The sequence below is a fragment of the Aeromonas sp. TS_SC_11 genome (assembly GCF_057318915.1).
In genome coordinates this window covers 3381509-3405432 of sequence record NZ_CM170470.1, presented here as the reverse complement: position 1 = coordinate 3405432, position 23924 = coordinate 3381509, and the positions used below count along the sequence as shown (strand labels likewise).

20 protein-coding genes and 1 pseudogene are annotated in these 23924 nt (G+C 58.6%); 7 read left to right on the top strand and 14 right to left on the bottom strand.

What is annotated here, in order from left to right; all coding sequences use genetic code 11:
• Positions 1-25: 25 nt before the first annotated feature.
• Positions 26-1297, top strand: a complete 1272-nt coding sequence (locus AC1P02_RS15820) for an MFS transporter (RefSeq protein WP_485182632.1) — start codon at positions 26-28, stop codon at positions 1295-1297.
• A gap of 41 nt (positions 1298-1338) precedes the next feature.
• Here the strand turns inward: AC1P02_RS15820 and AC1P02_RS15815 are convergent, their stop codons facing one another.
• From AC1P02_RS15815 to AC1P02_RS15800, 4 genes and pseudogenes are all read right to left on the bottom strand, one after another.
• Positions 1339-2223, bottom strand: coding sequence for an AEC family transporter (locus AC1P02_RS15815; protein ID WP_099993128.1), 885 nt, complete (start codon positions 2221-2223; stop codon positions 1339-1341).
• 12 nt (positions 2224-2235) lie between these two features.
• Complete coding sequence (locus AC1P02_RS15810) at positions 2236-2793, bottom strand: YaeQ family protein (protein ID WP_290046148.1); 558 nt, start codon at positions 2791-2793, stop codon at positions 2236-2238.
• Between the two features lie 289 nt (positions 2794-3082).
• Positions 3083-3223, bottom strand: coding sequence for a TIGR02808 family protein (locus tag AC1P02_RS15805; protein WP_005301193.1), 141 nt, complete (start codon positions 3221-3223; stop codon positions 3083-3085).
• Positions 3224-3936: 713 nt separating this feature from the next.
• Positions 3937-4044, bottom strand: a pseudogene (locus AC1P02_RS15800) (Wadjet anti-phage system protein JetD domain-containing protein); the annotation flags it as partial.
• Positions 4045-4324: 280 nt separating this feature from the next.
• Between AC1P02_RS15800 and AC1P02_RS15795 the strand changes: the two are divergent.
• Complete coding sequence (locus AC1P02_RS15795; protein WP_485182631.1) at positions 4325-5632, top strand: lipase family alpha/beta hydrolase; 1308 nt, start codon at positions 4325-4327, stop codon at positions 5630-5632.
• Positions 5633-5693: 61 nt separating this feature from the next.
• On the opposite strand, the gene AC1P02_RS15790 is transcribed toward AC1P02_RS15795, so the two are convergent.
• Complete coding sequence (locus AC1P02_RS15790) at positions 5694-6599, bottom strand: PhzF family phenazine biosynthesis protein (protein WP_277736342.1); 906 nt, start codon at positions 6597-6599, stop codon at positions 5694-5696.
• 276 nt (positions 6600-6875) lie between these two features.
• On the opposite strand from AC1P02_RS15790, the gene AC1P02_RS15785 reads away from it, so the two are divergent.
• Entirely contained in the window at positions 6876-7079 is a 204-nt protein-coding gene (locus AC1P02_RS15785; protein ID WP_404295657.1) for a hypothetical protein, read from the top strand.
• Between the two features lie 78 nt (positions 7080-7157).
• Here AC1P02_RS15785 and AC1P02_RS15780 read toward each other — a convergent pair whose 3' ends face one another.
• The 9 genes from AC1P02_RS15780 to cmoM all read right to left on the bottom strand — a co-directional run bounded on the left by AC1P02_RS15780 (position 7158) and on the right by cmoM (position 18259).
• The gene (locus tag AC1P02_RS15780; protein ID WP_485182630.1) at positions 7158-7997 is read right to left on the bottom strand and encodes a hypothetical protein; all 840 of its coding nucleotides are present in this window, start codon (positions 7995-7997) and stop codon (positions 7158-7160) included.
• A 52-nt stretch (positions 7998-8049) separates the two neighbouring features.
• Entirely contained in the window at positions 8050-8553 is a 504-nt protein-coding gene (def, locus tag AC1P02_RS15775; RefSeq protein WP_485185464.1) for a peptide deformylase, read from the bottom strand.
• Positions 8554-8979: 426 nt separating this feature from the next.
• Positions 8980-9291, bottom strand: coding sequence for a putative quinol monooxygenase (locus AC1P02_RS15770; RefSeq protein WP_485182629.1), 312 nt, complete (start codon positions 9289-9291; stop codon positions 8980-8982).
• Positions 9292-9606: 315 nt separating this feature from the next.
• Complete coding sequence (locus tag AC1P02_RS15765; RefSeq protein ID WP_485182628.1) at positions 9607-10083, bottom strand: GNAT family N-acetyltransferase; 477 nt, start codon at positions 10081-10083, stop codon at positions 9607-9609.
• A 168-nt stretch (positions 10084-10251) separates the two neighbouring features.
• Positions 10252-10638: a septal ring lytic transglycosylase RlpA family protein gene (locus AC1P02_RS15760; protein ID WP_181455230.1), complete on the bottom strand. Its 387-nt coding sequence runs from the start codon at positions 10636-10638 to the stop codon at positions 10252-10254.
• A 243-nt stretch (positions 10639-10881) separates the two neighbouring features.
• Positions 10882-15309 (bottom strand): chromosome partition protein MukB, encoded by a 4428-nt coding sequence (mukB, locus tag AC1P02_RS15755; protein ID WP_485182627.1) that lies wholly within the window; start codon positions 15307-15309, stop codon positions 10882-10884.
• A gap of 27 nt (positions 15310-15336) precedes the next feature.
• The gene (gene mukE, locus AC1P02_RS15750; protein ID WP_005311141.1) at positions 15337-16074 is read right to left on the bottom strand and encodes a chromosome partition protein MukE; all 738 of its coding nucleotides are present in this window, start codon (positions 16072-16074) and stop codon (positions 15337-15339) included.
• On the bottom strand, positions 16055-17389 hold the full coding sequence (mukF, locus tag AC1P02_RS15745) for a chromosome partition protein MukF (protein ID WP_005311139.1): 1335 nt from the start codon (positions 17387-17389) through the stop codon (positions 16055-16057). The genes mukE and mukF overlap by 20 nt, the downstream gene beginning before the upstream one ends.
• Positions 17390-17482: 93 nt before the next feature.
• Positions 17483-18259 carry a tRNA uridine 5-oxyacetic acid(34) methyltransferase CmoM gene (gene cmoM, locus AC1P02_RS15740; RefSeq protein WP_059111977.1) on the bottom strand — a complete coding sequence of 259 codons (777 nt, stop codon included), beginning with the start codon at positions 18257-18259 and terminating at the stop codon, positions 17483-17485.
• A 128-nt stretch (positions 18260-18387) separates the two neighbouring features.
• Here cmoM and elyC point away from each other — a divergent pair, with 128 nt between their 5' ends.
• The 4 genes from elyC (at position 18388) to AC1P02_RS15720 (ending at position 23866) form a co-directional block, all read left to right on the top strand.
• Positions 18388-19158 (top strand): envelope biogenesis factor ElyC, encoded by a 771-nt coding sequence (gene elyC / locus AC1P02_RS15735; RefSeq protein WP_448763755.1) that lies wholly within the window; start codon positions 18388-18390, stop codon positions 19156-19158.
• Between the two features lie 135 nt (positions 19159-19293).
• Complete coding sequence (gene tpiA / locus AC1P02_RS15730) at positions 19294-20049, top strand: triose-phosphate isomerase (RefSeq protein ID WP_005311133.1); 756 nt, start codon at positions 19294-19296, stop codon at positions 20047-20049.
• A gap of 147 nt (positions 20050-20196) precedes the next feature.
• Positions 20197-21168, top strand: a complete 972-nt coding sequence (gene pfkA / locus AC1P02_RS15725) for a 6-phosphofructokinase (protein ID WP_005311131.1) — start codon at positions 20197-20199, stop codon at positions 21166-21168.
• 1441 nt (positions 21169-22609) lie between these two features.
• Positions 22610-23866, top strand: a complete 1257-nt coding sequence (locus AC1P02_RS15720) for an amidohydrolase (protein ID WP_059167486.1) — start codon at positions 22610-22612, stop codon at positions 23864-23866.
• The last annotated feature ends 58 nt before the right edge of the window (positions 23867-23924 follow it).

Genomic DNA, 23924 nt, shown 5'->3' with positions numbered 1-23924 from the left:
GATCGACCATGATACCGCCTGCGGCATGCTGGCAACTGCCCGCAACCGGCGCCCGGGTGAACAACGCATGAGCCGCGCCTCCTACTGGCGGGACTGGCAGGGCATGAGCCCGGCCGCCCGCCTGCTCATCATCAATGGCCTGGCGTTCAATCTCGGCTTCTACATGATGATGCCCTTCCTGGCCCAGCACATGGGCAGCGGGCTTGGCCTCGCTGGCTGGGCCTGTGGTCTGGTCATGGGGATGCGGGTATTCAGCCAGCAGGGTCTGTTTCTGCTGGGGGGGACTCTGGGGGATCGTATCGGCTATCACACCGCCATCGTCTGGGGGTGCCTGGTGCGGTCATTAGGCTTCGTGCTGCTGGGCTGGGCCGAGTCCCTGTCCATACTGCTGCTGGCGGCCGCCCTCACCGGCTTTGCCGGGGCCCTCTTCACCCCCTGCGCCCAGGCCTATCTGGCCAGCGAATGCAGCACCCCGAGCCAGCGCCAGCGCGCCTTCGCCCTGCACAATCTCGCCAGCCAGGCGGGCATGCTGCTCGGCCCCCTGGTCGGCCTGACCTTGACCCAGCAGAGCTATGCCCTGACCGGGCTCTTGGCGGCGAGCCTGTTTGCTCTGTTGGGGATGCTGCAGTATCGGGTGCTGCCCAAGCGCCCAGTGAATAACCAGACCCCGCACGGCGCCATTCTGAGCCAATGGCGGGACATCCTGCGCCAGCGCCCCTTTATGCGGTTCACTCTGCTGGCGGGCAGCTATCAGATCCTGTTCCATCAGCTCTATCTTGCCCTGCCCGCCCATATCCAGAGCCTGCCGGACGCCACTCACCTGCTCGGCGGCGTCTTCACCCTCTCGGCGGTGATCGGCGTCCTGCTCCAACTGCCGGCCTCACGCCTGGTGGAACGCCACCTTGGTGTGCCGCTGGCCATGGGGCTGGGTATCGGACTGATGGGGCTGAGCTATCTGGCCCTGCCTCTGCTGGCCCCCTGGCCGACGGTGGGGGTATTGGCGCAGGTGGCCCTGCTTTCCTTGGGCTCCATTCTCTGCTTCCCGCTCTTTGCCGCCCAGTTGCCCCGCTACGCGCCCCCTGACCAGCTCGCCAGCTACTACGGCTTCTATGCCAGTGCGGGTGGCTGCATGGCGCTCTTTGGCAACCTGCTGATCGGTTTTATGCTGGGGGATGCGGGGACCCGTCCCGCCACCGCCATCTGGCTCTTGCTGGCATTGACGGGGGTGCTGGCAGGATTCGGACTCTACTCTCAGTTGCGATCCGGCAAGCATGGCAGCTCGCCTCTGCCCGAATGACAGAGGTGGTAGATACTGCGGGCCATGTTAACGACAGGAGTTCAACTGTTCAGATGCAGCGCCAGCCAGACTGCCAGGGGGATCACCACCACCGAGAGCGCATTGCCGCCAAGTACTATGCTGGCCACTTTTTCAGGCTGGCACTGGTATTGCTCACAGAGCATGTAATTTAATACCGCCGGGGGCAGCGCCACCGACAGCATCAGCAAGGGTAACCACTCCGCCTGTAGCGGCAACAACCAGACCACCAACCCGAATGACAAGCCGCCAGCCAGCAGGTAAAGCAGGTTGCATTTGAGTGCCAAGCCTAGGTGGCCCAGCTCCCCCTCCATCAGCCGAACACCTAAGGCAAACAGCATCAGCGGCACCGAGATCTGGCCTAGCAGAGTCGCGCTTGTCACCAGGTATTCCGGCAACGGTATCTGCAAGTTGGCCACCAGCAAACCGGCGAAGGCGGCCCACAGCACGGGGCTTTTCAGCCAGAGCCAGCGGGAAGTATTGGCCGAGAGGATAAACATGCCCACCGAGAAGTGGAGCAGGTTGGAGAGCACGAACAATATGATGATGGCGCCGAGCTGCTGCTCGCCAAAGGCCAGCACCATCAAGGGGATACCGAGGTTGCCTGTGTTTCGAAACATGGCGGGCAGGATCAGTGCCGGTCTGCTGATCTCCTTTAACCTGAGCAGGGAGAGCAAGAGTCCGGGCAACAGGATCACCAGTACCCCTGCCGCGATCAGTGGCAGATGGGCCATCAAGGCCAGCGGATATTTGACCAGCGCCGAAAACACCAGCGCCGGTGTGAACAACTCTATATTGGCCCGATTGACGTAACCCAGGGCCCCGCCCGGTCGCAACCGACCATAGAGGGCACCGAGCCCCACCACGGCAAACACCGGTATGACAATATTGAGCAGCGCACTGAACATGAGCGGGTCCGTTTACAATTCGCGGGCGGGTGGCCCCATCAGCATGATGGGGTCCAGCGTCACTTCCAAGTCGCCGTTGCTGACCCAGAGCTGACCGTCGGAGATGGTGCAGGTGAGGTGCATGGTGCGCGCCACCATGGCGGTGAGCGGCAGTGTCTGGGTGTCGGAGAGCTCGATCACTGTGAGGTTGTCGTGCTGGCTGAGCTTGCCCTGATTCTGCTTCCACCAGACGCTGGTGCCACGGCCACCGTAGAGATAGAGCACGACGTGACGGGAGCGGTTGCATGCTTTTTTCAGGCGACGCTCGTCCGGCTGACCCAGCTCAATCCAGAGCTCAATCTCATCGGAATAGTTCTTGCGCCACAGCTCGGGCTCGTCATCGGCAGAGAGACCCTTGGTGAACTCCAGACGCTCGGCGGCATGCCAGGCGAAGGCCGCCAACCGGATCATCATGCGCTCATCGGTCTCGGAAGGGTGACGGGCCAGTGTCAGGGAGACGTCCTGATACTGGTGGCGGTCCATGTCGGACAGGCTGAGTTGAGCCTTGAATACGGTTGCCTTGAGAGCCATAGAAAATCTTGGATACCTTGAAGTGGTCAATCCGGACCGGATCAATCCAGAGTGGAAAAACTGCGCGCCAGTGTAATCAAAATCCACGCCAGGTTCGACCACCTTGGCCATGCATTTGGCCGATATTCCGCGGTTCACTGCCGAAAAAGCGTTAAAAAACAGCAACCGGCCCATGGCATTCGTACAACCTTGCCTGATGGCGGGCTGAGCCGCTTGGTAAAGGGAAACCCTTGAGAAACAAATGCCAGTCCGAAGACTGGCATTTGGCGGTATGAACGAAAGAAGCGGATCACTTCTCGGCGGACTTGACCCCGAAGGCATTGAGCAGCAAGCAGCAGGTCACTGCCACTGCCACAAACCCGCTCAGGAAGATAAAGGGCATGGCCCCGTATCCCAATACAGTCCAGATGGTTTGTTCAAGCAGACTCATCGTGTGTCCTTCATCCAGTGAAATGGGTGTCCCTTTCGTGACGGAGTTATCTCCCCGTTCCTGATAATGCTATTTGAACCCAACGGTTGCCTGAGTCCTATGCCACCAAAGTAATAAATAGGGGGCAAGTTTGCGCTGGATCAATTATTTAGCCCTTGCCCAAGGAAAATATGGTCACAATTCCATCCATTGTCAGCGTGCGCCCCCATACCAGAGCAGGAAAAGTGGGGAAAAGGGCTCCGGCAGCAGGCATTTGGATCAAAAATCGGCCATGACGATCACCTTGGATCACTGGATTCGCTGCCAGTTTGCACGCCAGGTAGCATGGGAACGTGCCAGAAACCGCTTTGAAAATAGGCCCTCCTCGACAGCAATACACTGGCAGGCAAGTGCCGCTTGCGCCAAATCAATCGCCGACATTTGTGCTTTTCTTCGCCAATAGCTTGGCCCAGACGGCAACCTTGTGGCACTCTGGGACGTCAACGGACAGACTCACAGACACCTAGGGTGTCACCACTGCAAAAGGAGCAACACAGATGGCCAAAGCCAGCAAGAAAGATATCAAGAAGAAAATCGCCGCTCGCCTCGAGAAAATTGCCAAGCACGAAGGCAAGATCAAGAAGCTGAAAAAAGCCCTGAAATAAGGGTCGGCACGATAAAAAAACCGCCTGATTGTTATCTGGCGGTTTTTTTATTTCCGCGTCATTGCTGTGCCGTACCCGCTGGCCATGCTTGCTATCGAACGAACACCCCCTCTCGTTTTGCTTGTCCAGCAAGCGGGCACAAAGATCCTGTACCCGGCCCTCATCAAACAGTGACATCACGGCTCCTTGTTACGGTGTCATATGAATAATTAGAGGTGATTTCACCGTCCATTACCGTGATCGGTCTCGCGCATGAGCAATGGTCATGAGCAATAGGTAGTGGCGCCGTATTGCACACCGGCTTGGGCAGCAAGACAGGCCTGGTCGACCAGAGGCGACCACAGAGTAACTGGCAAACCCGAGGCAAACACGGCAAGCTGGATGTGTCTGTGTTGGCCAGACGCGTGCCTCTGTGGGGATGCATGCCTTGCTGACACCCTATTCCCGAGGGCACCCCATGAACCAGTCGACAGAAAAGCAGCCGGTTTCATCCTGGCATGTGTCGGACATCCGCGAGCTGGCCAGATTGCTCACACAAGCCCTGCCCGCCGCCATACAGATCACGGAGGCTGTCCACCAGGCGGTATTGAGTGGCATGGGCATAAAGGGCAAGGGGGAGGGGGAAACCCGGGGCATCACAGGTTTTGTCTACCGGGGGATCCACAGGGCGGCCGACCAGCTCGGCAGTGGCATCAATGCCGTGCTCGCCCGCGTGCCGGTGCCGCTCGCTCAGGAAGCCATCCCCGAAACCCCCAAACGCGCCTCCCTGCTCGCGACCCTCAACGGCGTGATGGGAGACAAGCTGGTCGCCAGCCACAATGCCCTCGCCACTCCCATGACACTGCGCTATCAGGGGGCGCCCCTGAACTGGCACGCCATGCCCCCTGAACTTGCTGGTCAAAGCCGGGTGCTGCTGATGGTGCATGGCCTGTGCATGAATGATCTGCAGTGGCAAACCCAAACCAAGGGGAAGGACAAAGAGCAGACGCTCAACCATGGGGAGATACTGGCCAGCACCCTGGGTTATGTGCCCGTCTATCTGCGCTACAACTCAGGGCTGCCGATTTCGCAAAACGGGCGGGAACTGGCGAGCCAGCTGGCGCAGCTGGTGACTCACTGGCCCAGCCACATCAGCGAGATAAGCGTGCTGGCCTACAGCATGGGCGGGCTGGTGATCCGCAGCGCCTGTCACTATGCCAGTCAGAGCGAGGCGAGCTGGCCAAACGTCCTGAGAAATCTGGTGTTTCTGGGGACCCCCCATCATGGGGCCCCCCTGGAACACGCAGGTCACTGGCTGGAACAACTGCTGCCTGCCACCGCCTACACCGAGCCGTTTGTCAGACTGGCACGGCTGCGCAGTGCGGGTATCAAGGATCTGCGCCACGGCACCCTGCTCGACGACCAAGACCCTACCCGCGATACGGCGTCAACGGATCCGCGCCCGCCTCTGCCCCTGCCGGCAGGCGTCGCCTGCTTTGCAATAGCCGCCACGACGGCAGCCAAACGCAATCTGTTGGCAGATAGATTGATTGGCGATGGCCTGGTCCCCCTGCGCAGTGCCCTTGGGCAGCACAAGGAAGCCCGCCACCAGCTGGCATTTGCGCTATCCCACTGCTGGATTGCCTATCGCACCAGCCATATGGCCCTGCTCGGCAGCCCCCAGGTGACTCGTCAACTGCTGCACTGGCTCACGCCTCTTCACCAACAAGCAGAAGATGGCTGCCCGTCAGAGGGAAATGCACAAGCAGTTCCCCTTGCTCAATAAGCTGACATCCGCCCCCATAATGAAAAATCCGCCAGCTGGCGGATGTTTCATTGCGTGTCGGTCATATCAAGCGGGCACGGCCGAAGACCCTGATTGAACTGCCGGGTTCGGCCGGGATCTCGGCGTGCAGGTGTGACGCCATGCCCATATCCTCTCCCTGAAAGAGATCTATGATGCCGCCATGGGGCCAATGGATATCGCGCAGATAACCGGCAAAGGCAGCCGTCGCCGCGCCGGTGGCTGGATCTTCGTAGACGCCGCCATAAGCAAAGGGATTACGGGTGTGAAACAGCTGCTCACGGGCGGCATGGGCCAACAGTATGGTCACCAGCCCTTCCCTTCGCATCAAAGTGCGCCCCTGCTCCAGCTCATACTCCATGGCCGCAAGGGCGGCACGGCTGTTCAGGGCCAGCACCAGATGATCGGCGCCGCCATGAATGAGCGCGGGGGGAATACGGGGATCCAGATCCGCGGGCGTGTAACCGAAGAGATCCAATGCGGCGGCCACCAGTTCGGCCGTGGCCGGTTTGCTGTGAGTAGGCGGCGATTGCAGGGCGGCCTGCCAGTGCCCTTCCCCATCCAGCCAGCCCGATACCTTGATCACCGCCTGATTGAGGTGCAGTCCATACTCCCCTTCCCCAAAGCGCCGCGCCAATGCCACGCCGAGGGCTATGGTGGCATGGCCACAGAATGGCACCTCAGCCTCGGGAGAAAAGTACCGTACCCGCCATTCCCGCAGCTCGGCGGTTGGCTCAACTGCCTGTGCGCCTTGGGGCAAGGGCGTTGACATGGGTGCGGCGAAAGCGGTTTCCGAAAATCCCACTTCGGCGGCAATATGCTGCATCTCGTGTGCGCCGGGCAAGCTGGCGCCAATCCAGACACCGGCAGGGTTGCCCCCTTGCAGCCCATCAGAAAAGGCGGCGATACGCACCAACTCGGGCTCCAACGGGGAGGCTAGCTCCTTCATGATCACTCCTTGTTCTCATGCTGCTTGTTTACATAGTGACGACGTCATACTGGCTGCTTTCATGCTGAAAAGGTCAGCACCCATGCTTGACCATTTACGCAGCCCCAAGACAGAGCCTCTTGCAAACCTGAGCCACGACCCCATTCGCAAGAGAAACACGCCAAGCTTACCCGTTAAATTAAATGGCGGACAGGTGTCGCTTGGGCGCCGCGGATCCGGGTGCTGGCAACTAGCCTTGAGATGCGTGTCTGTATAGGTCGTGCCGTGGAGAACCCTATGTATTCTTACACCCTCACCTTCAAGGAGGAGGTCGACAAGTTGACGGCCCCCGAGCAGGAGATCCGTCTGCAGAGCCCTGCCCAGGCGGGGGACTTTATTATCCTCTCCGATGGCTGCCGCCATCAGGTGATGTTTGTCACCCACCGCGCCCACTACAGCAGCCTCTATCTGGACAAGGGGGTGAGGGTGCCGCAGGGCTAGCAGCCCACCAGCCAATCCAAGAAAGCAAAAGAGCGGCTCGTGGCCGCTCTCTAAGCAATCGGGGAATGTGGATTGGCGTCACAACACCTTGATCACCGGCTGGCTCATTATCTCGACATCGTTTTTATAGACCACCAGCACACCGGTTGGCACGCCCCGCTCACCCAACACAGTCACTACGCACTCGTAGCGGTATGGGCCGCTCTTGAATTGGTAGGTGTGGTTACCCCCTGTCCCTTCAACCCTGACGGTGCCATTTTTCAGTACCAGATCCGGCTTGTCACCGAGCGCCTTGCCCTTGGCCCAGGAGGCGTAGCGATAGTGACCATCGCCCATATCGTCGATGCGAATGGTGAATTTTTCGGTCTGCCACATCAGCTCGGGACTCTGATAATCCCGCAGGCCGGGATAAAGATCGCTCTTCTGGCTGGCGATCAGTTCTGCTTTCAGCTTGGCGGCCTGCGCCGTCTGATGATTGATACCGATCACCTTGCCATCGAAATCCATCCAGACTTCGCCACTGCCGAACATGATGCCGCGCCAGCCCATGGTCTGCCAATCCTGCCCGACTTGGGATATGGCGATACGCTTTAGAATGGCGTCATCAAAGACCTCGTCGATACGGGTCAGCATCTCCGACGGGTTCTTGATTGCGGGCATGGGGTACTCCCGCTTGAAGGGATATTTCATCTGGTTGGCAAGCGACTGATGATCCTTGGCTTCGGCCGCATCGATAAAACGCTGCACAAAGGAGTGATACTCGGCAGGCAACGGCTCTTCGTCAGCTGATGCGGGGAATGTTGTCCATAAAAGCCCCAGCAACAGAGTGGCCAACACCCCATTGCGCCTGCCAGTTCGGTTAAATGGCACTGTGTGTATGGAGAGGGTGTTCATGGCATTACAGTGTGTCAGTTTCATTCCTCATCCTCTCCCAACAAATAAACCATCAATAAATCCTCATCAGAGAGGACTAGCTTGCAGACTTGATAGATTTTTTCACTTTCTTCAGTGCCATCTGCTGCTTGAGTGGTGAAAGATAATCAATGAACAGATTGCCATCAAGATGATCAATTTCATGTTGCATCACAATTGCCAAAAACTCACTGCTCTCCATAGTGAGTTGATTTCCATGCCGATCCAATGCGGATACAACCACCGAGGAATATCGCTCAACATCAGCATAATAATCCGGGATGGACAGACATCCCTCCTGCCAGAATACCTTGTCAGTACCACTTATCACTTCCGGATTGATCAATATCAGCGGCTGATCCCTGCTTTCGGACAAGTCGATAATAACGATCGCCTCTTTACGCCCGACTTGAGTTGCTGCCAAGCCAATCCCATTTTCCGTCGCATACAGGGTCGCCAGCATGTCATCGATCAGCCCCTGTACGGCAGTTATATCCTCAACCCGTTCGGCTTTTATTCTCAACCTGGGGTCGGGTACCATCAAAATATCAAGAATTGCCATCATCACTCTCCATTAACTATTATTTTCTCATCAATATTCACGAAACAAGGGCCGGGGTTTGATGGCAGCGAAAACCCCTTCAAACTCACTCTTTGGCACATCTGCCAGCTCGATATCCATCTCACTCCCTGCTCAAGCCACATCGATGGCCGGCTGCGTCATTGCGCACATGTCCAGCCATGGCTGTTTTCGCCTCGATAACAAGGCTTAAGCCATAATCAATCCCATTTGGATATCTTACCGACCAGGAAGCAGATGAAAAGGCTATTGGTCAGAAATAGGAGGAACCAGTGCAATGCAGCATCCCTAACGGATGCCGTGAAAATGCAGGTAGATGGGTCCTTGAAACCAAGGGATAGCGGGAAAGTCTCTGGCTGGGCACTTGGCATATGGGGGGGAGTTGGGCCAGCAGCTGGCCCAATACGTTTATGAGTGGCTCACCTCTTCCATAAAAATCAGCCGCAGGGGCTCTGCCAACAATGCTTCGGCCTGCTTGGCAAAGGCTTGAAAATAGTCGGTCGCGCAGTGGTCATCCAGGGCGGCCTGACTGACGAAAGCTTCACGCATATAGAAGGTGTCCGGTTCGTCACGCAATTCGAACAGCACATAATCCAGGTTGCCCGGCTCGTGGCGCGTGGGCTCGACCAGCTTGAGCAGTTCATGGCGCAGGCGTTCCTTCATACCAGGTAGTGCTTTGAGCACCGCAATCGACACTATTTTGTCTGACTTTATCTTCATCCATATCTCTCCACTGTCATACCATCAAGACATCAGGATGAGCCAACATCTCTGCATTTACGTTCATGAAAGCTCATCCATCAACATGGCAGCAGTGTATGCATGGCCGGCTGATGGATATAGATGGGCAGGATGGACAGAGTGTTCCATCGGATGAACAACGGAGGATCCGGTAGAAGCATGGCTCGCTGCTGGCAGGCATCCCTTGGTTCTGCACGCAAGAGGGGATTTGGCGCCACTGGGGAAAATAACCTTCAGGACGACAAAATCAACGGGCGGCACTCCATGCACTGGCAACGCACTGGTTCTCCGCCATTAGTCCGCAAACCATTGTTCTACGCTGAGGTGATAAGTGGTGAAGCCACGCCCCGACAGGGTCGTCTTCTTCACCCTGGTGGATCGTCTGGCAAGGAACCGGTATGCGGGGCGGGTGTCCAGCAGATGAAAGCGCACCTCCCGATGGCCCATGCTTCGCGCCCATCCCATCATCTCCTTGAAGATGGCAATCCCCGCCCCCCAACCCGCTTTGGCGATGACAATGGCAATCTCGACTCCCTCGCCGTCGGGTTGTATTCCGCACCAGCCAACCAGAGCGCCATCGATGACAAGGGCCCGCACGCGGCAACCGGGCAACATGTCAATTCGTATCTTGTCATCCATCCAGGCGCGCACACTGGCCGCATCGAAGGGAGGATGATCAATCAGATGTTTTCTCACTGTCTCATCGTTGACCAGGGGCAGAAAATCTTCTGCACTCACGTCACCGAAGGGTTTTAACTCCATGCTGCTCATAGTGAATGATGTCCAATATGGTGGGCTCGGCAGTATGATGACTCTCCCACCGGATATGTATTCCGCTTCTGATAGCGCAAACCGTTTTTATACAAAGCAGATCAGGGCCAGGTCGTCATCTGGGTGTTCGATGACATCGGTGGATTTCAAGACAGTGCCTCTTGCCCGCTACAACACCTCGACCTTGACCTTGATAAGGCCGGATCTTGTGTTGCCAATGGTGCTGAAGGCAGACCTGGAGAGATCGATGATCCGCCCGCGCTTAAAAGCACCGCGGTCATTGACCTTGACCACGACGCTCTTGCCGTTGGCGATATTGGTGACCCTGACCAGGGAGCCAAAGGGTAACGTCATATGGGCAGCGGTGTTGAGGTGAGTGCGGTAAAGCTCGCCGCTGGCGGTCTTTTTATTGTGGTAGCGGTCGGCGTAATAAGAGGCGAGCCCGGTTTCGGTATAACCGCGCCAACTGCCACCGTGGCTGTCGTCATATCGGCTGCTACAGGCTGCCAGCAACAGGCAAAGAGATAACAACAGCCCTTTTTGTATGTATTGCATCTTTCCCTTCATATCCGCCATGCGCTTTATCCTTGATCCCCTTGCCGGTATGGCCGGTCTTGTTGTCGTCACGTAAAACGGCCAGATCGGGATGGCCAGTAAAAGGTTCATAAACTGTCTCGCGGTTCCACACCCGAGGGCAACGCGGCTACTTTGCCCTATTTTGCAACTAAAACGGGAGGCCAAGCCTCCCGTTCATGTATTTACCCGTCAGCCCTTGTCAGGATGTGCACCAGACGCAGGTCAGGCGATGAGCTTGTCATCGCTAAAGCCAAAGCCGCGCAGCCCCACTACATGCACGTGTTCGTGCTTGCCCTGCACCTTGCGGATGAGCTTGTAGGTGGTGCCCTTCTCGGGGCTGATGTTCTCGGGTGCCGCGATAAGCAACTGCATATCCTGCCGCTCGCACAGCTCGAACAGGGTGGCGATGGACTTGCCATCCAGACGGGCCGCTTCATCGAGGAACAAGAGGCGGCAAGGGGCGATATCCTTGCCGCGCAGACGGCGGGACTCCTCCTCCCAGCTGATCAGCACCATCAGCAGGATGGCCTGACCAGTACCGATCGCCTCGCCGGTGGAGAGGGCGCCGCTCTCGGCCCGCAGCCAGCCATCGGCGCCGCGCTGTACCTCTATCTCCAGCTCCAGATAGTTGCGATAGTCGAGCAAAACATCGCCCATCACCTGATAGCTGCGATCCCCCTGCTCGGTTTGCGGGTTGAGACGCTGGAACAGCTTGGCCATGGCCTCGGAGAAGCTGAGCTCCTTGTCGGCGAACAGATCGTTGTGCATGGCGGTCTGATCCGCCAGCGCGGTGAGAAGGCGGGTATGGGCCTCGCGGATATTGACGTTGAGGCGCACCCCGCGCACCAGACCGAAGGCGATGTTCTGCAAGCCCTGGTTGAGTACCCGGATACGGTTCTGCTCGCGGCGGATGATGTTGGTGATCTTGGCCGCCACCTCATGGGAGGAGAGGGACAGATGGTTCTCACGCTGCTTGAGCTCATCAGCCAGGCGCGCCAGCTCGATCTCCATCTCCTCGATGGCCTCAACCGGATCATCTGAGCGGATGATGTCGTTGCGGATGCGATCTTTGAGGTAACGGTAGACCTGCACGTAGAAGGCGACCTTCTGCTCGGTGCTGCGATTGCCCTCGGAGAGACGCAGCGCATCACGCAGGGCCTCGTCGTGAGCCACGGCAACCCGCAGGGCGCCGAGGGCCTTGTCAGACATGGAGCGCAGCTCGTCGCTGTCCAAGTAAGCCAGTTCGCGCTTGTTGAGGCGCTTCTCGACGTCGGTGTCGCGTGCCAGACGCACCACCCGCGACCAGCTTGCCTTGTGGCTAACCAGTGATTTACGAGCCGTGAAGTAATCTTTGCCCTCCAGCTTGAGGCGACCGCCCAAAGATTCAATCTCGCGCTTGGTCACCTGCAACTGGGCCTCGGCACTGGTGCGACGGGAACGGGTGCGGATGAGCAGCTCTTCGATCTCTTTCTTGTGAGCGCGGGACTTCTCTTCCATGTCGTCAGAGAGGGTCAGCCCCATGGCCGCCAGCTCCTGCTCGAACTCGTTCAGGGTCTGGCGCTTGGCCGAAGCGCTGGAATCGAGCGCGGTGCGCAGTTGCAGCGCTTCTGTGTGACGCTGGGCAATCTGCTTGTGCTGCTCACCTGCGGTGCGGGCCGCCAGCTCGGCAGCCTTGAGCTTCTCTTTGAGTCGCTCGCTCATCTCGGAGGCCTTGCCCAGCAGGTCTTGTGCGTCCTGATAGGCAAAGTGCGGCAGACGGGCCACCAGCTGATCAAGGGCATAGCAACGGCGCTTCTGCTCGGCCAACAGCTCGCTCACCTCATCATATGCAGCCTGCAGGGCAGCGAGATCCTGCGGATCCTGGCGCAGCACCTGCACCTGGGTTTCGAGCTTCTCGAGCGCCTTGCCGTGTTTGGCGATAAAGGCTTCGGCCTGTTTCAGCGCTTCCACATCGGCGTGAGCCGCTTCGAGACGGGCCGCTAGATCTGCCTCGGCAAACAGGTGGGCAAAGGGCAACATCCCCTGCACCAGCTGGATATGGCGGGTCAGCTGGGCGGCGGCCGCTTTGGCCTCGGCCAGCTGCTTGTCGCACTCACCAATAGCACCCTGCAGTCCCCGCAGCTCGGCCTGTTTGGCCTGCACTTCAGCTTCGGGATCGGGGCGGAAGGCGATATCCAGATGCTGGCCGATAAAGTCACGGAAGTGGCCGTAGAGGCGGTGATACTTCTGCTGCTCGAAGGCGGCCTTGGCGTAACCCTCGATCAGGCCTTCGCGCTCGAGATCGAGCTGCTCGATGCGTTTTTCCCGGGCGGCGCGGCCGAACAGCGGCAGCTCGGGGTAGCGGGAGAAGCGCACCTGACGCTTGCTGGTACGCACCAGCACGGCGTCCCCCAGCTCATCCGCTTCCACCAGGTCCTCGTCAAAAGAGTCGGGGTTGCCCTGAATGAGGTAGATATCTTCCGGGCAATCTTCCAGCTTTTTCAGCCGCTCGATGGCGCCCTCAAGGTCGAGTACCACCAGGGCGCTGCGGGCCGGGCCGTAGAGCGCGGAGTAGTAAGGAGCATCGTCGATGGAGATGTCGTCATAAACATCGGAGAGCAGCACGCCCCCCACCTGCTCGGCGATGCGGGCAAGGCGCGGATCGGCCTCACCGGCACCCAGTTGCAGGTTGCGAATTTGCAGCTCCAGCGCCTGTTTCTGCGCCGCGATGCGATTGCTCTCCTGCTCGAACTCGCGCTCCTTGTCGAGCACGGTCTGCATGCCGGCCGAAAGCTCCTCGGCGGTGGCAAGCGGCAATCCGCTCTGCTCGCGCAACTGCTCAAGCTTTTCAAAGGATTTGAGCCAGCGCGGAGCCAGCTTGGTCAGCTCGCCGATATCGCGGCCCAGCTGGACGCCCTGATGCTCCAGGCTGGCGCGGCGCTGGTTGACTTCCGCCTGCTGCTCGGAGAGCTCCTCCTGACGGTTGCGCTGGGCTTCGAGGAAGATCTCCAGCTCGTCTTGGCTCGCGATCAGCTGGCCAGAGGCCTGCTGCAGCTCGTCACGCAAGCGGAACAGCGCCTGCTGGCTTTCGCTCTCTTTCTCGAGGCGAGCCAGCGCGGCGCGCAGCCCCTGCCCCTGCGCGATGCGGGCCTTGTCTTCGATGTGACGCTTGAGCAGCGCCTGCGCCGTAGGCCAAGCGGCCTCGCGCGCTGTTTCGGGGGCGATGCTCAAAAGCAGCGCCAACGCCGCTTCGTGTTCGGCCACCGCCGCCTTGGCCAGCGCCAGCTGCTGCTCGGCCCCCAGCACACGGCTGGTGAGGCTCTGCTCGGCGGCGCGGAACTGATGCAAAGTGTCGCTCGCCTGTTCGGCAGTCAGCCCCGGCAGCTCGCACTGCGCGCGGGCGTTCTCCAGCGCCTGCACCGCCTGACGGTACTGGATGGCGCGGGTCTGCTGAATGTCCAGCGCCTGCTGGTAGTCGGCGAGCTGGGTCTTGAGGCTGTCTACCTCTGCTTGCGCCAGTTCCTTGCGCTCTTCTACTTCCAGCAACTGGCAATGGATCTCTTCCACCACGGCTTGCTGCTGCTCCAGCTTGTCGACGAGCTCCGCCAGATCGGCGCGATACATCTCTATCTTCTTCTGCAGAGCAACGGCGGCCATCACCTTGGCCAGATGCTCGGCAGCAGATTCCAGCTCGTCGGTCAGTAATTTTTCACGGTTGGTGAGCTGTTCCACCTCGTCAGCCAGATAGATGGCACGCTGCTTCTCTTCAGCCAGCAAGCGGCGTTTGCCCGCCAGCTCCTGCCGCGCCCTGAGGGCCAGCTCGGAGAGACGGTTCTTCTCGGCGGCGTTGCGCACATAGTCCGCCGCCACATAGTGGGTGGTCTCGGTGATCAGGTTCTTGAACAGATCCCGCTGACCTTGCGTCTCTTTAATGGCTTCCAGGGTGCGGCGGTTCTCATAGATGGCCGCCTCCATGTCCTGGAATGCCTTGCGCACACCGGAGTTCTCCGGCAGAAGGTATTCACGCAAGGAACGGCTGATGGACGAAGAGATGCCGCCGTAGAGGGAGGCTTCGATCAGGCGGTAGAACTTGCCGCGATCCTTCTGGTCGCGCAACTTCTTCGGCGTGATGCCGAACTCGAACATGAAGTTGTGATAGTCGGTCACCGTATTGAACTTGGCGACCTTCATGGCCCCCAGCTCGGCGGCCGCCCCTTTCAGATCGGTAAAGGCGCGCACCCGGCCCTTGCCGTCGTCGAGCTTTTCCAGCAGCAGATCGGTGGGTTGCAGTTGCTCGGGCACATCCACCAGCGCGAACGGGGTGATGTTGACCTTGTTGTCACGGTTGGCTACCTGCTCCAGATGGACGCCGACCCAGATCCGCTGTTCGCGGCTGTTCATCACCTCGAGCACCGAATAACAGTGGCCGCGCTGCAGCTTGCCGTAGAGCCCCTTGTCACGGGAAGCACTGGATGAGCCCGCTTCCGTGGTGTTGCGGAAATGGAGCAGGGATTGATCAGGGATCAGGGCCGCGATAAAGGCCGCCATTGTGGTGGACTTGCCCGCCCCGTTGCCGCCAGAGAGGGTGGTGACCAGCTGGTCGAGATCGAAGGTGCGGGCGAAGAAGCCGTTCCAGTTGACCATGGTCAGGGATTTGAATTTGCCTCTCACGACTTTTTCTCCATCTGGATCTTGGATTTAACGCTGCAGGTCATCTTCGACCTCCAGTTCAAGCTGCTCTTCATCAAGATCCGCTTCAATGTCTTCAAACAGCGAATCGCTGCTCGGCATCTCGTCATCGTGGAAGATGGCCTCCCCCTCCTGGATCATCCGCAGCTGAACGGCGCGGGGATCTTCATCGGAGCGCACGTCGGCGGCAAAGCGGAACACGGATTCGTTGACCCGGAATTTGTCGCTGTTGCCAAGGGCTGTGATCATGCCAAGGCGACGCAATCGGCGCATGGAGGTGCGGATCTTTTCGAGCAGCTTTTTCTTGTCGAGATCGGTGCCGCCGGAGCGGCTGTTGACCATGCGCAGCAGTTGCTTTTCGTCGGCCAGGCTCAACACCTCTTCTTGCAGCTCGCCCATGGCGAACACCCCTTCCGAGGCGAGGCGGTCCGGGCTCAAGAACAGGTAGCAGAGCACCTTGCCCACCAGCATATCGAGCTCGGAGAGCACAGTGGTGCCGATGTCGGCGCTGGGGCGCGGGCGCAGATAGAAGAAGCCTTCCGGCGCCTTGATCAGCTCCACCTGATAGCGGCCGTAGAAGATCTCCAGCTCGTTGTGGTACTCCACCAGCGCCGAGTGCTGTTCGAAATCGTCGGCACTGATGTGACGGCCGGAGCGCAAGGCGGTGTCGATGCGCGGAAACAAGGGGTTGGCAATCGCCTCTGCGAGCCGCAGCGGCAAGGGAAACTCAGTATTGATCAATGACATAGGCCTGAACCTTGGATCCAGCTTGGTTAATGGGTTTCCATGCGGGTTGGCGGTGCAGCTCGCGCTCACCGCTGGCATGGCCCAGGCGCACGGCCTGGTCGATCAGAAGACGCGCCACATCGAAATGGGCGTGAGCCGGGTAATCCAGCAGGTATTCCCGCAGCACATCGGCCACATCCAGCTGATGGCCCTGCTCGGGATAGCGGGCGAGGTAGCGCTCGATGCGCTCCGCCAGCGCCTGATTGATGTCCACCATCTCCATGTATTCCATCTCAAGGGGCACCTCGCCGGTCACCTCCTCGTCGTGGATGGCAATGGTTTCATCCCGCAGCTCCAGCAGACGGGGCTCCTCGGCGATGCGCAGCTGCCAGTTGTGCTGCTCGAAATTGCGAATGGAGTCGCGCAACCGCTGGCTGAAGGCGCGGTTCTTGTCCATGTCGATGGCGTTGCGGATAAATTTGTGGACGTGGCGATCGTAACGGGACCATAGCTCGATGCACTGCTGGCCCCAGCTGGTGATCACATCAAGCCGTCCCTGCAAGGCATGGGTCAGCTCCTCGACGTGAAACAGATCGTCGCGCCCCTGGGCCGCTTCCTGAATATTGAGCAGCCCCGCCTGCAGGCGGTGGCCGGCAGCGTCCAGGGTATCTTGCAGCTCGCGCAGGGTCTGGCCTGTCTCGTGCAGCAGCTTTTCACAGCTGTGAATGGCATCGACCCAGTTCTGGGTCAGCAGGGCCGCTATCTCGCTCTTGACCTGATTCTGCTGCTCATCCATGGCGCGCTGGGTCAGATCGATGCGCCCAAGGGTCTCTTCCAGCGAGAAAGTGAGCCGTGGCAACACTTCGGCATCCCACTGCTCGCGGGTGTTGGTCTCAAGCGCCGCCTTGCGGGCGGTATCGAGCTCGGCCGCCAGGTGTTCGAGCAGGATGGAGAGCTTGATGGAGTCAACCTGACGCTGATCCATAAAGAAGTCGACGATCCCCATCCCCAGCCGCGACAGGCGATAGAGACTCTCCCCCGCCACCATGTCGGTATTGAAGCGCGACAGCAGTTGCTGGCGAATGAGATCGTTGATGGCGTTGTTGGCACGACCTGTGAGGGTCTCGTCCATCTGGCCAAAGGCGTTGCTGACATAGCCAAAGGCATCGTGCAGCGCCGCTTCCGACAAGTCCGATTCATCTTCGGACAGTGTCTTGATTGCAATCAGAAAGGCCAGCCGGTCGGTAGGCAGGCTCAGCGCCAACCCCTCCTGCCTGACCCACCCTACTATCTCCGGCACAGAACGCTCGGGCAGGGTACGGGATGTACTCATCATGACGTTGTCATCTCGTTGTTATCCGTGGGACGGTCTCATCATATGAAACTGACCATCTCGTTGTTATTACAAGGCTGCCAGACAGACTGCTTGTCAGCTTGACGGTTTCTGCGCCATCACATGGATATAGCGACCCAGGGAGATAAACGGCTCCTGGCGACAATATTGCTGCTCCATGGCCAGCAGATCATCGAACTTCTCGACCTGATCCTGCTTGTGGCGCATGTAGTCGTGAATGACCCGCACCCCCGTCTTGCCAATGATCTTGAGGCCCCCTCGCCCAATCCAGTCGTAGACCTGTTCAGGCAACTGCGGATTGGTGGGGGTCAGGGCGGTCTGGCGCTTCTTGCGCAGGCCGAGGCGCACATAGTCAAAATTGCCCACCACCAGACTCTGAAACAACAGACCATGACGGTTGTAAAAAAGCAGCGACAGTATGCCCCCTGCATTGACGAAAGGGAACAGACCGAGCAGTGTCTGGCGCGGCTCGGCGAGCCACTCCAGCACGGCGTGACAGAGCACCAGATCAAAGGTGCCGGTCACGTGGGCCTTGAGATCCTGAATGGGGCAATGGATGAGACGAATTCTGTCTTCCAGCCCCTTTTCAGCGATCTGGGCCCGTGCAAGTTCAAGCATTTCGGCGGAGAGATCGCACAGCTCCACCTGATGACCCATGGCTGCCAGCTTCTGGGCAAAATAGCCAAATCCGCCCCCCGCATCCAGGATGCGCAGGGGCCGGTTGCCAAGGCGAGCCAGGCAGGCTTCAATGTCGCTCCAGACCACAGTGGTGCGAATACGCCCCTTGGTGGAGTCATAAATGTTGCGAGCAAACTTGTCGGCACGCCCGTCAAAACTCTGATCTTGCTTCAAGACTCACTCAACTTTTGGCCGCAGCATTGGGCCTGACGAAAAAAGAGGGGTATTCTGTCACATCCCGAATTTGCTGAAAACTCAAGGACGACATCCCAGTGTTTGAGCTCAACCTGTTTGCCGCCAACTTGTTTGTTATCAAGAAATGGCTAGGCCAATTGCTGATGCCACTGCCCTTTTCCCTCTCCTTATTGCTGCTGGCACTTTTACTGCTCTGGTTCACCCGCTTTCAGAAAACCGGCAAGCTGCTGGCGACCTGCTCCCTGATCATTGTTGCTCTGATGGGGATGCGGCCGGTGAGCTATGAGCTGGCCAGAGGGCTGGAGCAGACCTTCCCGCCGTTCGAAATAAGCCAACACCCGGATATAGAGGCTATCGTGGTGCTGGGCAACGGCCATGTGAGCGATCCGGCGATCCCTGAGCGCGCCTGGCAGAACAATATCGCCCTCGCAAGAACCCTGGAAGGCGTACGCCTCGCCCAGGCTTACCCCCAGGCCACACTGGTCTTCTCCGGCTATGTATCGGGGGATCCCCTCTCCAACGCCGAGGTCAATGCCCGCATGGCGGCCAGCCTGGGGATAGAGAGATCCCGAATGACGTTGTTTGAAAACAACAAAGACACCCATGACGAGGCCGTCAGCATCAGCCGTTATCTCAAGGGCAAGCGGGTGGCGCTGGTCAGTTCGGCCACCCACCTGCCGCGAGCCATGGCGCTGTACCAAGGGCAGGGACTCGATGCAGTGCCGGCCCCCACCGACTACACAGCCAAGCAGAGTCAGGTGGCGCAACCCCTCTACAGCTACCTGCCGAAGGGGCGTTATCTGATGTATTCCGAGGCTGCCATTCACGAATGGATTGGGGTATGGTGGGCCCGTTTGCGAGGGCAGGTTAACGATTGAGCAATCGAGCCTTTCATTCCTGATTTGGATCAGGAAAGCGAAAAAAAATTACGTCATTTGCCGCCGGGTCAGCTATCTTGGGCTCGGTTCAATTCATATAATGTCGCGCAATCAAATGCCTAGGAGAGTTACAAGATGAGACAGCACCTGGTAATGGGTAACTGGAAACTGAACGGTACCAAAGCTTCTGTAGAAGCTCTGATCAAAGGACTGACCCCGGCTGCTGCCGCTCATCCTTCCGTGCAAGTCGCCGTCTGCCCGCCGGTTATCTTTTTGGGTCTGGTTGAGCAGCTGACCGCAGGCAGCAAGATTGCCTACGGTGCCCAGAATGCCGACGTTCACGAGTCCGGCGCCTTCACCGGCGAGAACGCCCCCTCCATGCTCAAAGCCTTCGGTTGCACCTACTCCCTGGTCGGTCACAGCGAGCGCCGTACCCTGCACGCAGAGAACGACGACGTGGTAGCCGCCAAGTACGAAGCCATCCAGAAAGCGGGCCTGATCCCCGTACTGTGCATCGGTGAGACCCTGGAGCAGTTCGAAGCCGGCGTGACCAAGACTGTGGTTGAGACCCAGCTGAAAGCCGTCATCGACCGTTGCGGCATCGCCTCCTTCAGCAACGCCGTGGTTGCCTATGAGCCGGTATGGGCCATCGGTACCGGCAAGACTGCTACCCCGGAAATCGCTCAATCCGTTCACGCTCACATCCGTCAGTACCTGGCCGGTTTTGATGGCGCCGTGGCTGCCAAAGTACAGATCCTGTACGGCGGTTCCGTCACTGGTGCAACCGCTGCCGACCTGTTCGGTCAGCCGGACATCGACGGTGGCCTGGTGGGTGGCGCGTCCCTGAAAGTGGACGACTTCTCCCAGATCATCGCTGGCGCAGCCAAGTAAGCTGTTGCCCAAGAGGGGGCTTGGCCCCCTCTTGCATATCGCTTTTCCTATGGCAGCCCCCGCATCCCATACGAAAGCCGATATAGTAAAAATGGCTTGTCTCATTTGTAAAACTTCGTATTCGACAACTCAGATCCAGAGGCACTCATGACCAAACAACTCAAACGTATTGGTGTTTTGACCAGTGGTGGTGACGCACCGGGTATGAACGCAGCCATTCGCGCCGTGGTGCGCGCCGGTCTGCATCATGGCCTGGAAGTTTATGGCATCTATGATGGCTACCTCGGTCTGCATCAGGACAGGATCGTCAAGCTGGAGCGTCACAGCGTCTCCGACGTGGTGAACCGTGGCGGTACCTTCCTGGGTTCTGCCCGTTTCCCCGCCTTCAAAGATCCGGCCGTCCGTGCCGAAGCGATCGAAAACCTGAAAAAGCACGGCATCGATGCCCTGGTGGTGATCGGCGGTGACGGCTCCTACATGGGTGCCAAGAAGCTGACCGAAGAGGGTTTCCCCTGCATCGGCCTGCCGGGCACCATCGACAACGACATCGCCGGTACCGACTTCACCATCGGCTTTGATACCGCCCTGAACGTGGTAGTTGACGCCATCGACCGTCTGCGCGACACCTGCAGCTCCCACCACCGTATTTCAGTGGTGGAGATCATGGGTCGCCACTGCGGCGATCTGGCCATGTCTGCCGCCGTTGCTGGCGGTGCCGAGTACGTGATAGTGCCGGAAGTGGCCTTTGACAAAGAGAAGCTGCTGCAACAGATCAAGGAAGGTGAAGCCAAAGGCAAAAAACACGCCATCATCACCATCTGTGAACACGTCACCGACGTGAATGCGCTGGCCAAGGACATCGAAGCCATGACTGGCCGCGAAACACGCGCCACCATACTGGGTCACATCCAGCGTGGCGGCTCGCCGACTGCACGCGATCGCATCATGTCCAGCCGCATGGGTGCCTTCGCCGTCGAACAGCTGCTGGCGGGCCAGGGTGGCCGCTGCGTCGGTATCCAGGGCAACGAGATGGTGCACCACGACATCATCGACTGCATCGAGAACCTGAAGCGCCCGTTCGATCAGGAGCTGTACGATCTCTCCACCACCCTGTTCTAAGCCCCATGGCTTGCATCAGGTTGTTGTGACAAAAACCCTCCGCTGGAGGGTTTTTTAATCCGCCTTGTTTACCGCAGCGTCAGCAGTAAACAGAGGCATTGCATGCCAGGCTTTACTGGCACTCCGCTTTACTCTTCATCTCACTCTTCTCGTTCGCTCGCACCACTCACACAAGACTGATTGGCTCACTCGGCCACTCAAGACCGTCACCAGGGTCCGCTGACTTGCTGCGCGAAGCCCAGGGGGTAGCAAGCCTTCCGCTGTCGGTGGCCATACTGGGTGATTGGGAAGTGCCTCAGCGCCCCCCTGCAACGCCAACCCTTGTCACCACTCGCCCCCGCCCTTCTCCCGTATTTTTCAGGCTCTTTCCTCCTATTCTCCCCCATCACACTCTCAAGCTGTCGTGAAAACGCCACAAACCGCTCGGGGAAGAAGCCGATGGCAGCGCCGTGACTGGGCAGCCAGTTACTCATCAACGGTCAATAGGCACCTGCAAACGCCAAAAATACCGACCCGCAATGTCACTCAACCCGCATCCACAGGCGCATGGCATAGGGAAAATGTGAAATCCCTTCCCGCTGGCCCCGGCGGCTCTTTATCCCAGTGAAAGCCCACCTTTTTCATCCTTTTTATCCCTCTGACTGAAAAACAAGAAGAGTGACAATCTCCTGCAAGTGACGCCACCCATGGCCTGTGCACTTTCACTGAACCAAAAACTGGATATCAACACCCTATCTCCCGCTGAGACCACCAACCCTGCTTGTGGCGACACTTTCAGGCGCAACAGGAAGCCATTTTTGCGCATAAGACTGGTCAACCCCAACAAAAGCTCCATATAAAACCCACTAAAAACATCACAACAAAATAATGTAAGTATTTGAATTTATATACAAAAACCAAATGACAGCACGTCCCCCCCCATAGAAACGAACAGAGTGGTGATAAAACACCCTCAAAAATACAAAAACAAGGCTTAGCAGCCATCAGTTAGACAATAAGCCATATAATTACATTTTATCGTTGTGTTACTGCACAGTTATGGTATCTTGGTCCCATCAAGAGTCAGCCAAGGGAGACAAAATATGAAAGAGTTTGTTGTTACTGCCGTTTTTACCGTGTTTTTCACTCTGGTTGCCGTCTCTCTGCCGTCCTTGTCACAGCTCTGAGCCGGTTAATTATCCAGAATCCTCTATTACTGAATGACAACCATCGCTTTGGCGCTGACTATTCCACCGCTTTCTGTCTTTTTTGACTGCCTCACTCGAGATGATGCCTGAAACGGAATTTAGAACGGGTTGATGCACACTAAACAAGCTGGACGTCACCGCCATCACCAACAAGGGGAGCCTCATCGCTCCCCTTGTTGCATTTTGTCAGCGGGATTTACTCTTGCTCCCCTGCCCGTCACAATATCCGCTGAACTCGCCACACAGGAATTACCATGACACAAGATGCTCTTCGCCATTGGCGTCGTGATCTTCATCGTCTGCCCGAAGCGGCCTGGTGTGAATTTCGCACCAGCTCCCTCATTGCTCACCACCTCTCAAAACTCGGATTTGAAGTCATGCTGGGGGACAAGCTGCTGGCCAGCAACCTCATCATGGGACGGGAAGTAGACGTACAAGCCCAGAAGGAGCGCGCCCTGCGTCAGGGGGCGCATCCCGACTGGCTGGCGCGCATCGAAGAGATAACGGGTGTGATGGGAGTATGGGACAGCGGTCGTCCTGGCCCGACCCTGGCCTTTCGCTTCGACATCGATGCGGTGGAAGTGGACGAGAGCCAGGATGAGCTGCACCCCCCCAGCCAGGAGGGGTGGCAGTCTCGCAACGCCGGTTGGATGCACGCCTGTGCCCACGACGGCCACACCGCCATCGGTTTGGTGCTGGCCGAGCGGATAGCTGCCCTGGCAGAGCGACTCAGCGGACGCATCAAGCTGTTCTTCCAGCCCGCCGAAGAGGGTTGCCGTGGTGGCAAGGCACTGGCAGCCGGCGGTCAGCTCGACGATGTGGATGCCCTGCTGGCACTGCATATCGGCATTCATGCGGCCAGTGGCGAGCTGGTGGTCAATCCCACCGAGTTTCTCTGCTCAACCAAATTCGATGTGGAGTTTATGGGGCGCGCCGCCCACGCGGGCCTTGAGCCCAACGCGGGCAGCAACGCGCTGGCGGCAGCCTGCACGGCGACCACAGCCATGCTCGGCATTGCCCGACATCGCGATGGCATGACCCGCATCAACGTGGGCCAGCTCAGCGGTGGCAGCGGTCGCAACGTGATCCCGGGCCATGCCCGCCTGCAGGGAGAGACCCGTGGTGCCACCCCGGCGCTCAACGACTACATGTTCGGCCAGGTGCAGCAGATAGTGGAAGGGGCCGCCATGATGCAGGGAGCCACCTACCTCATTCGCAAGCAGGGGGAAGCCATCGGCATCGAGAACAGCCCGGCCCTGCTCGAAGAGATAGTGCCGCTTGCTCAGGCGCTCAAACTTGAGACCATCCACACCCGCCGCTTTGGCGCCAGCGAGGATGCGGGCTTTCTCATCGAGCGGGTACAGCGTAACGGTGGCGAAGCCGCCTACCTGATCCTGGGAGCCAATCTGGCGGCGCCTCACCACCATCCGGAGTTCGACTTCGACGAAGCAGTGCTGGAACACGGGGTAGCCCTGCTCGAATCCTGGCTGCTCAGCCGCCTCGGTACCTGATCCCCTCAAGATGACAAAAGGCAGCCTTGATGGCTGCCTTTTGTGTGTCTGGCGATCC

Coding starts and splice junctions, on each gene's coding strand:
- AC1P02_RS15820 (WP_485182632.1), top strand. CDS start 26: ATGCTGGCAACTGCCCGCAACCGGCGCCCGGGTGAACAACGCATGAGC.
- AC1P02_RS15815 (WP_099993128.1), bottom strand. CDS start 2,223: ATGTTCAGTGCGCTGCTCAATATTGTCATACCGGTGTTTGCCGTGGTG.
- AC1P02_RS15810 (WP_290046148.1), bottom strand. CDS start 2,793: ATGGCTCTCAAGGCAACCGTATTCAAGGCTCAACTCAGCCTGTCCGAC.
- AC1P02_RS15805 (WP_005301193.1), bottom strand. CDS start 3,223: ATGAGTCTGCTTGAACAAACCATCTGGACTGTATTGGGATACGGGGCC.
- AC1P02_RS15795 (WP_485182631.1), top strand. CDS start 4,325: ATGAACCAGTCGACAGAAAAGCAGCCGGTTTCATCCTGGCATGTGTCG.
- AC1P02_RS15790 (WP_277736342.1), bottom strand. CDS start 6,599: ATGAAGGAGCTAGCCTCCCCGTTGGAGCCCGAGTTGGTGCGTATCGCC.
- AC1P02_RS15785 (WP_404295657.1), top strand. CDS start 6,876: ATGTATTCTTACACCCTCACCTTCAAGGAGGAGGTCGACAAGTTGACG.
- AC1P02_RS15780 (WP_485182630.1), bottom strand. CDS start 7,997: ATGAAACTGACACACTGTAATGCCATGAACACCCTCTCCATACACACA.
- def (WP_485185464.1), bottom strand. CDS start 8,553: ATGGCAATTCTTGATATTTTGATGGTACCCGACCCCAGGTTGAGAATA.
- AC1P02_RS15770 (WP_485182629.1), bottom strand. CDS start 9,291: ATGAAGATAAAGTCAGACAAAATAGTGTCGATTGCGGTGCTCAAAGCA.
- AC1P02_RS15765 (WP_485182628.1), bottom strand. CDS start 10,083: ATGAGCAGCATGGAGTTAAAACCCTTCGGTGACGTGAGTGCAGAAGAT.
- AC1P02_RS15760 (WP_181455230.1), bottom strand. CDS start 10,638: ATGCAATACATACAAAAAGGGCTGTTGTTATCTCTTTGCCTGTTGCTG.
- mukE (WP_005311141.1), bottom strand. CDS start 16,074: ATGTCATTGATCAATACTGAGTTTCCCTTGCCGCTGCGGCTCGCAGAG.
- mukF (WP_005311139.1), bottom strand. CDS start 17,389: ATGATGAGTACATCCCGTACCCTGCCCGAGCGTTCTGTGCCGGAGATA.
- tpiA (WP_005311133.1), top strand. CDS start 19,294: ATGAGACAGCACCTGGTAATGGGTAACTGGAAACTGAACGGTACCAAA.
- pfkA (WP_005311131.1), top strand. CDS start 20,197: ATGACCAAACAACTCAAACGTATTGGTGTTTTGACCAGTGGTGGTGAC.
- AC1P02_RS15720 (WP_059167486.1), top strand. CDS start 22,610: ATGACACAAGATGCTCTTCGCCATTGGCGTCGTGATCTTCATCGTCTG.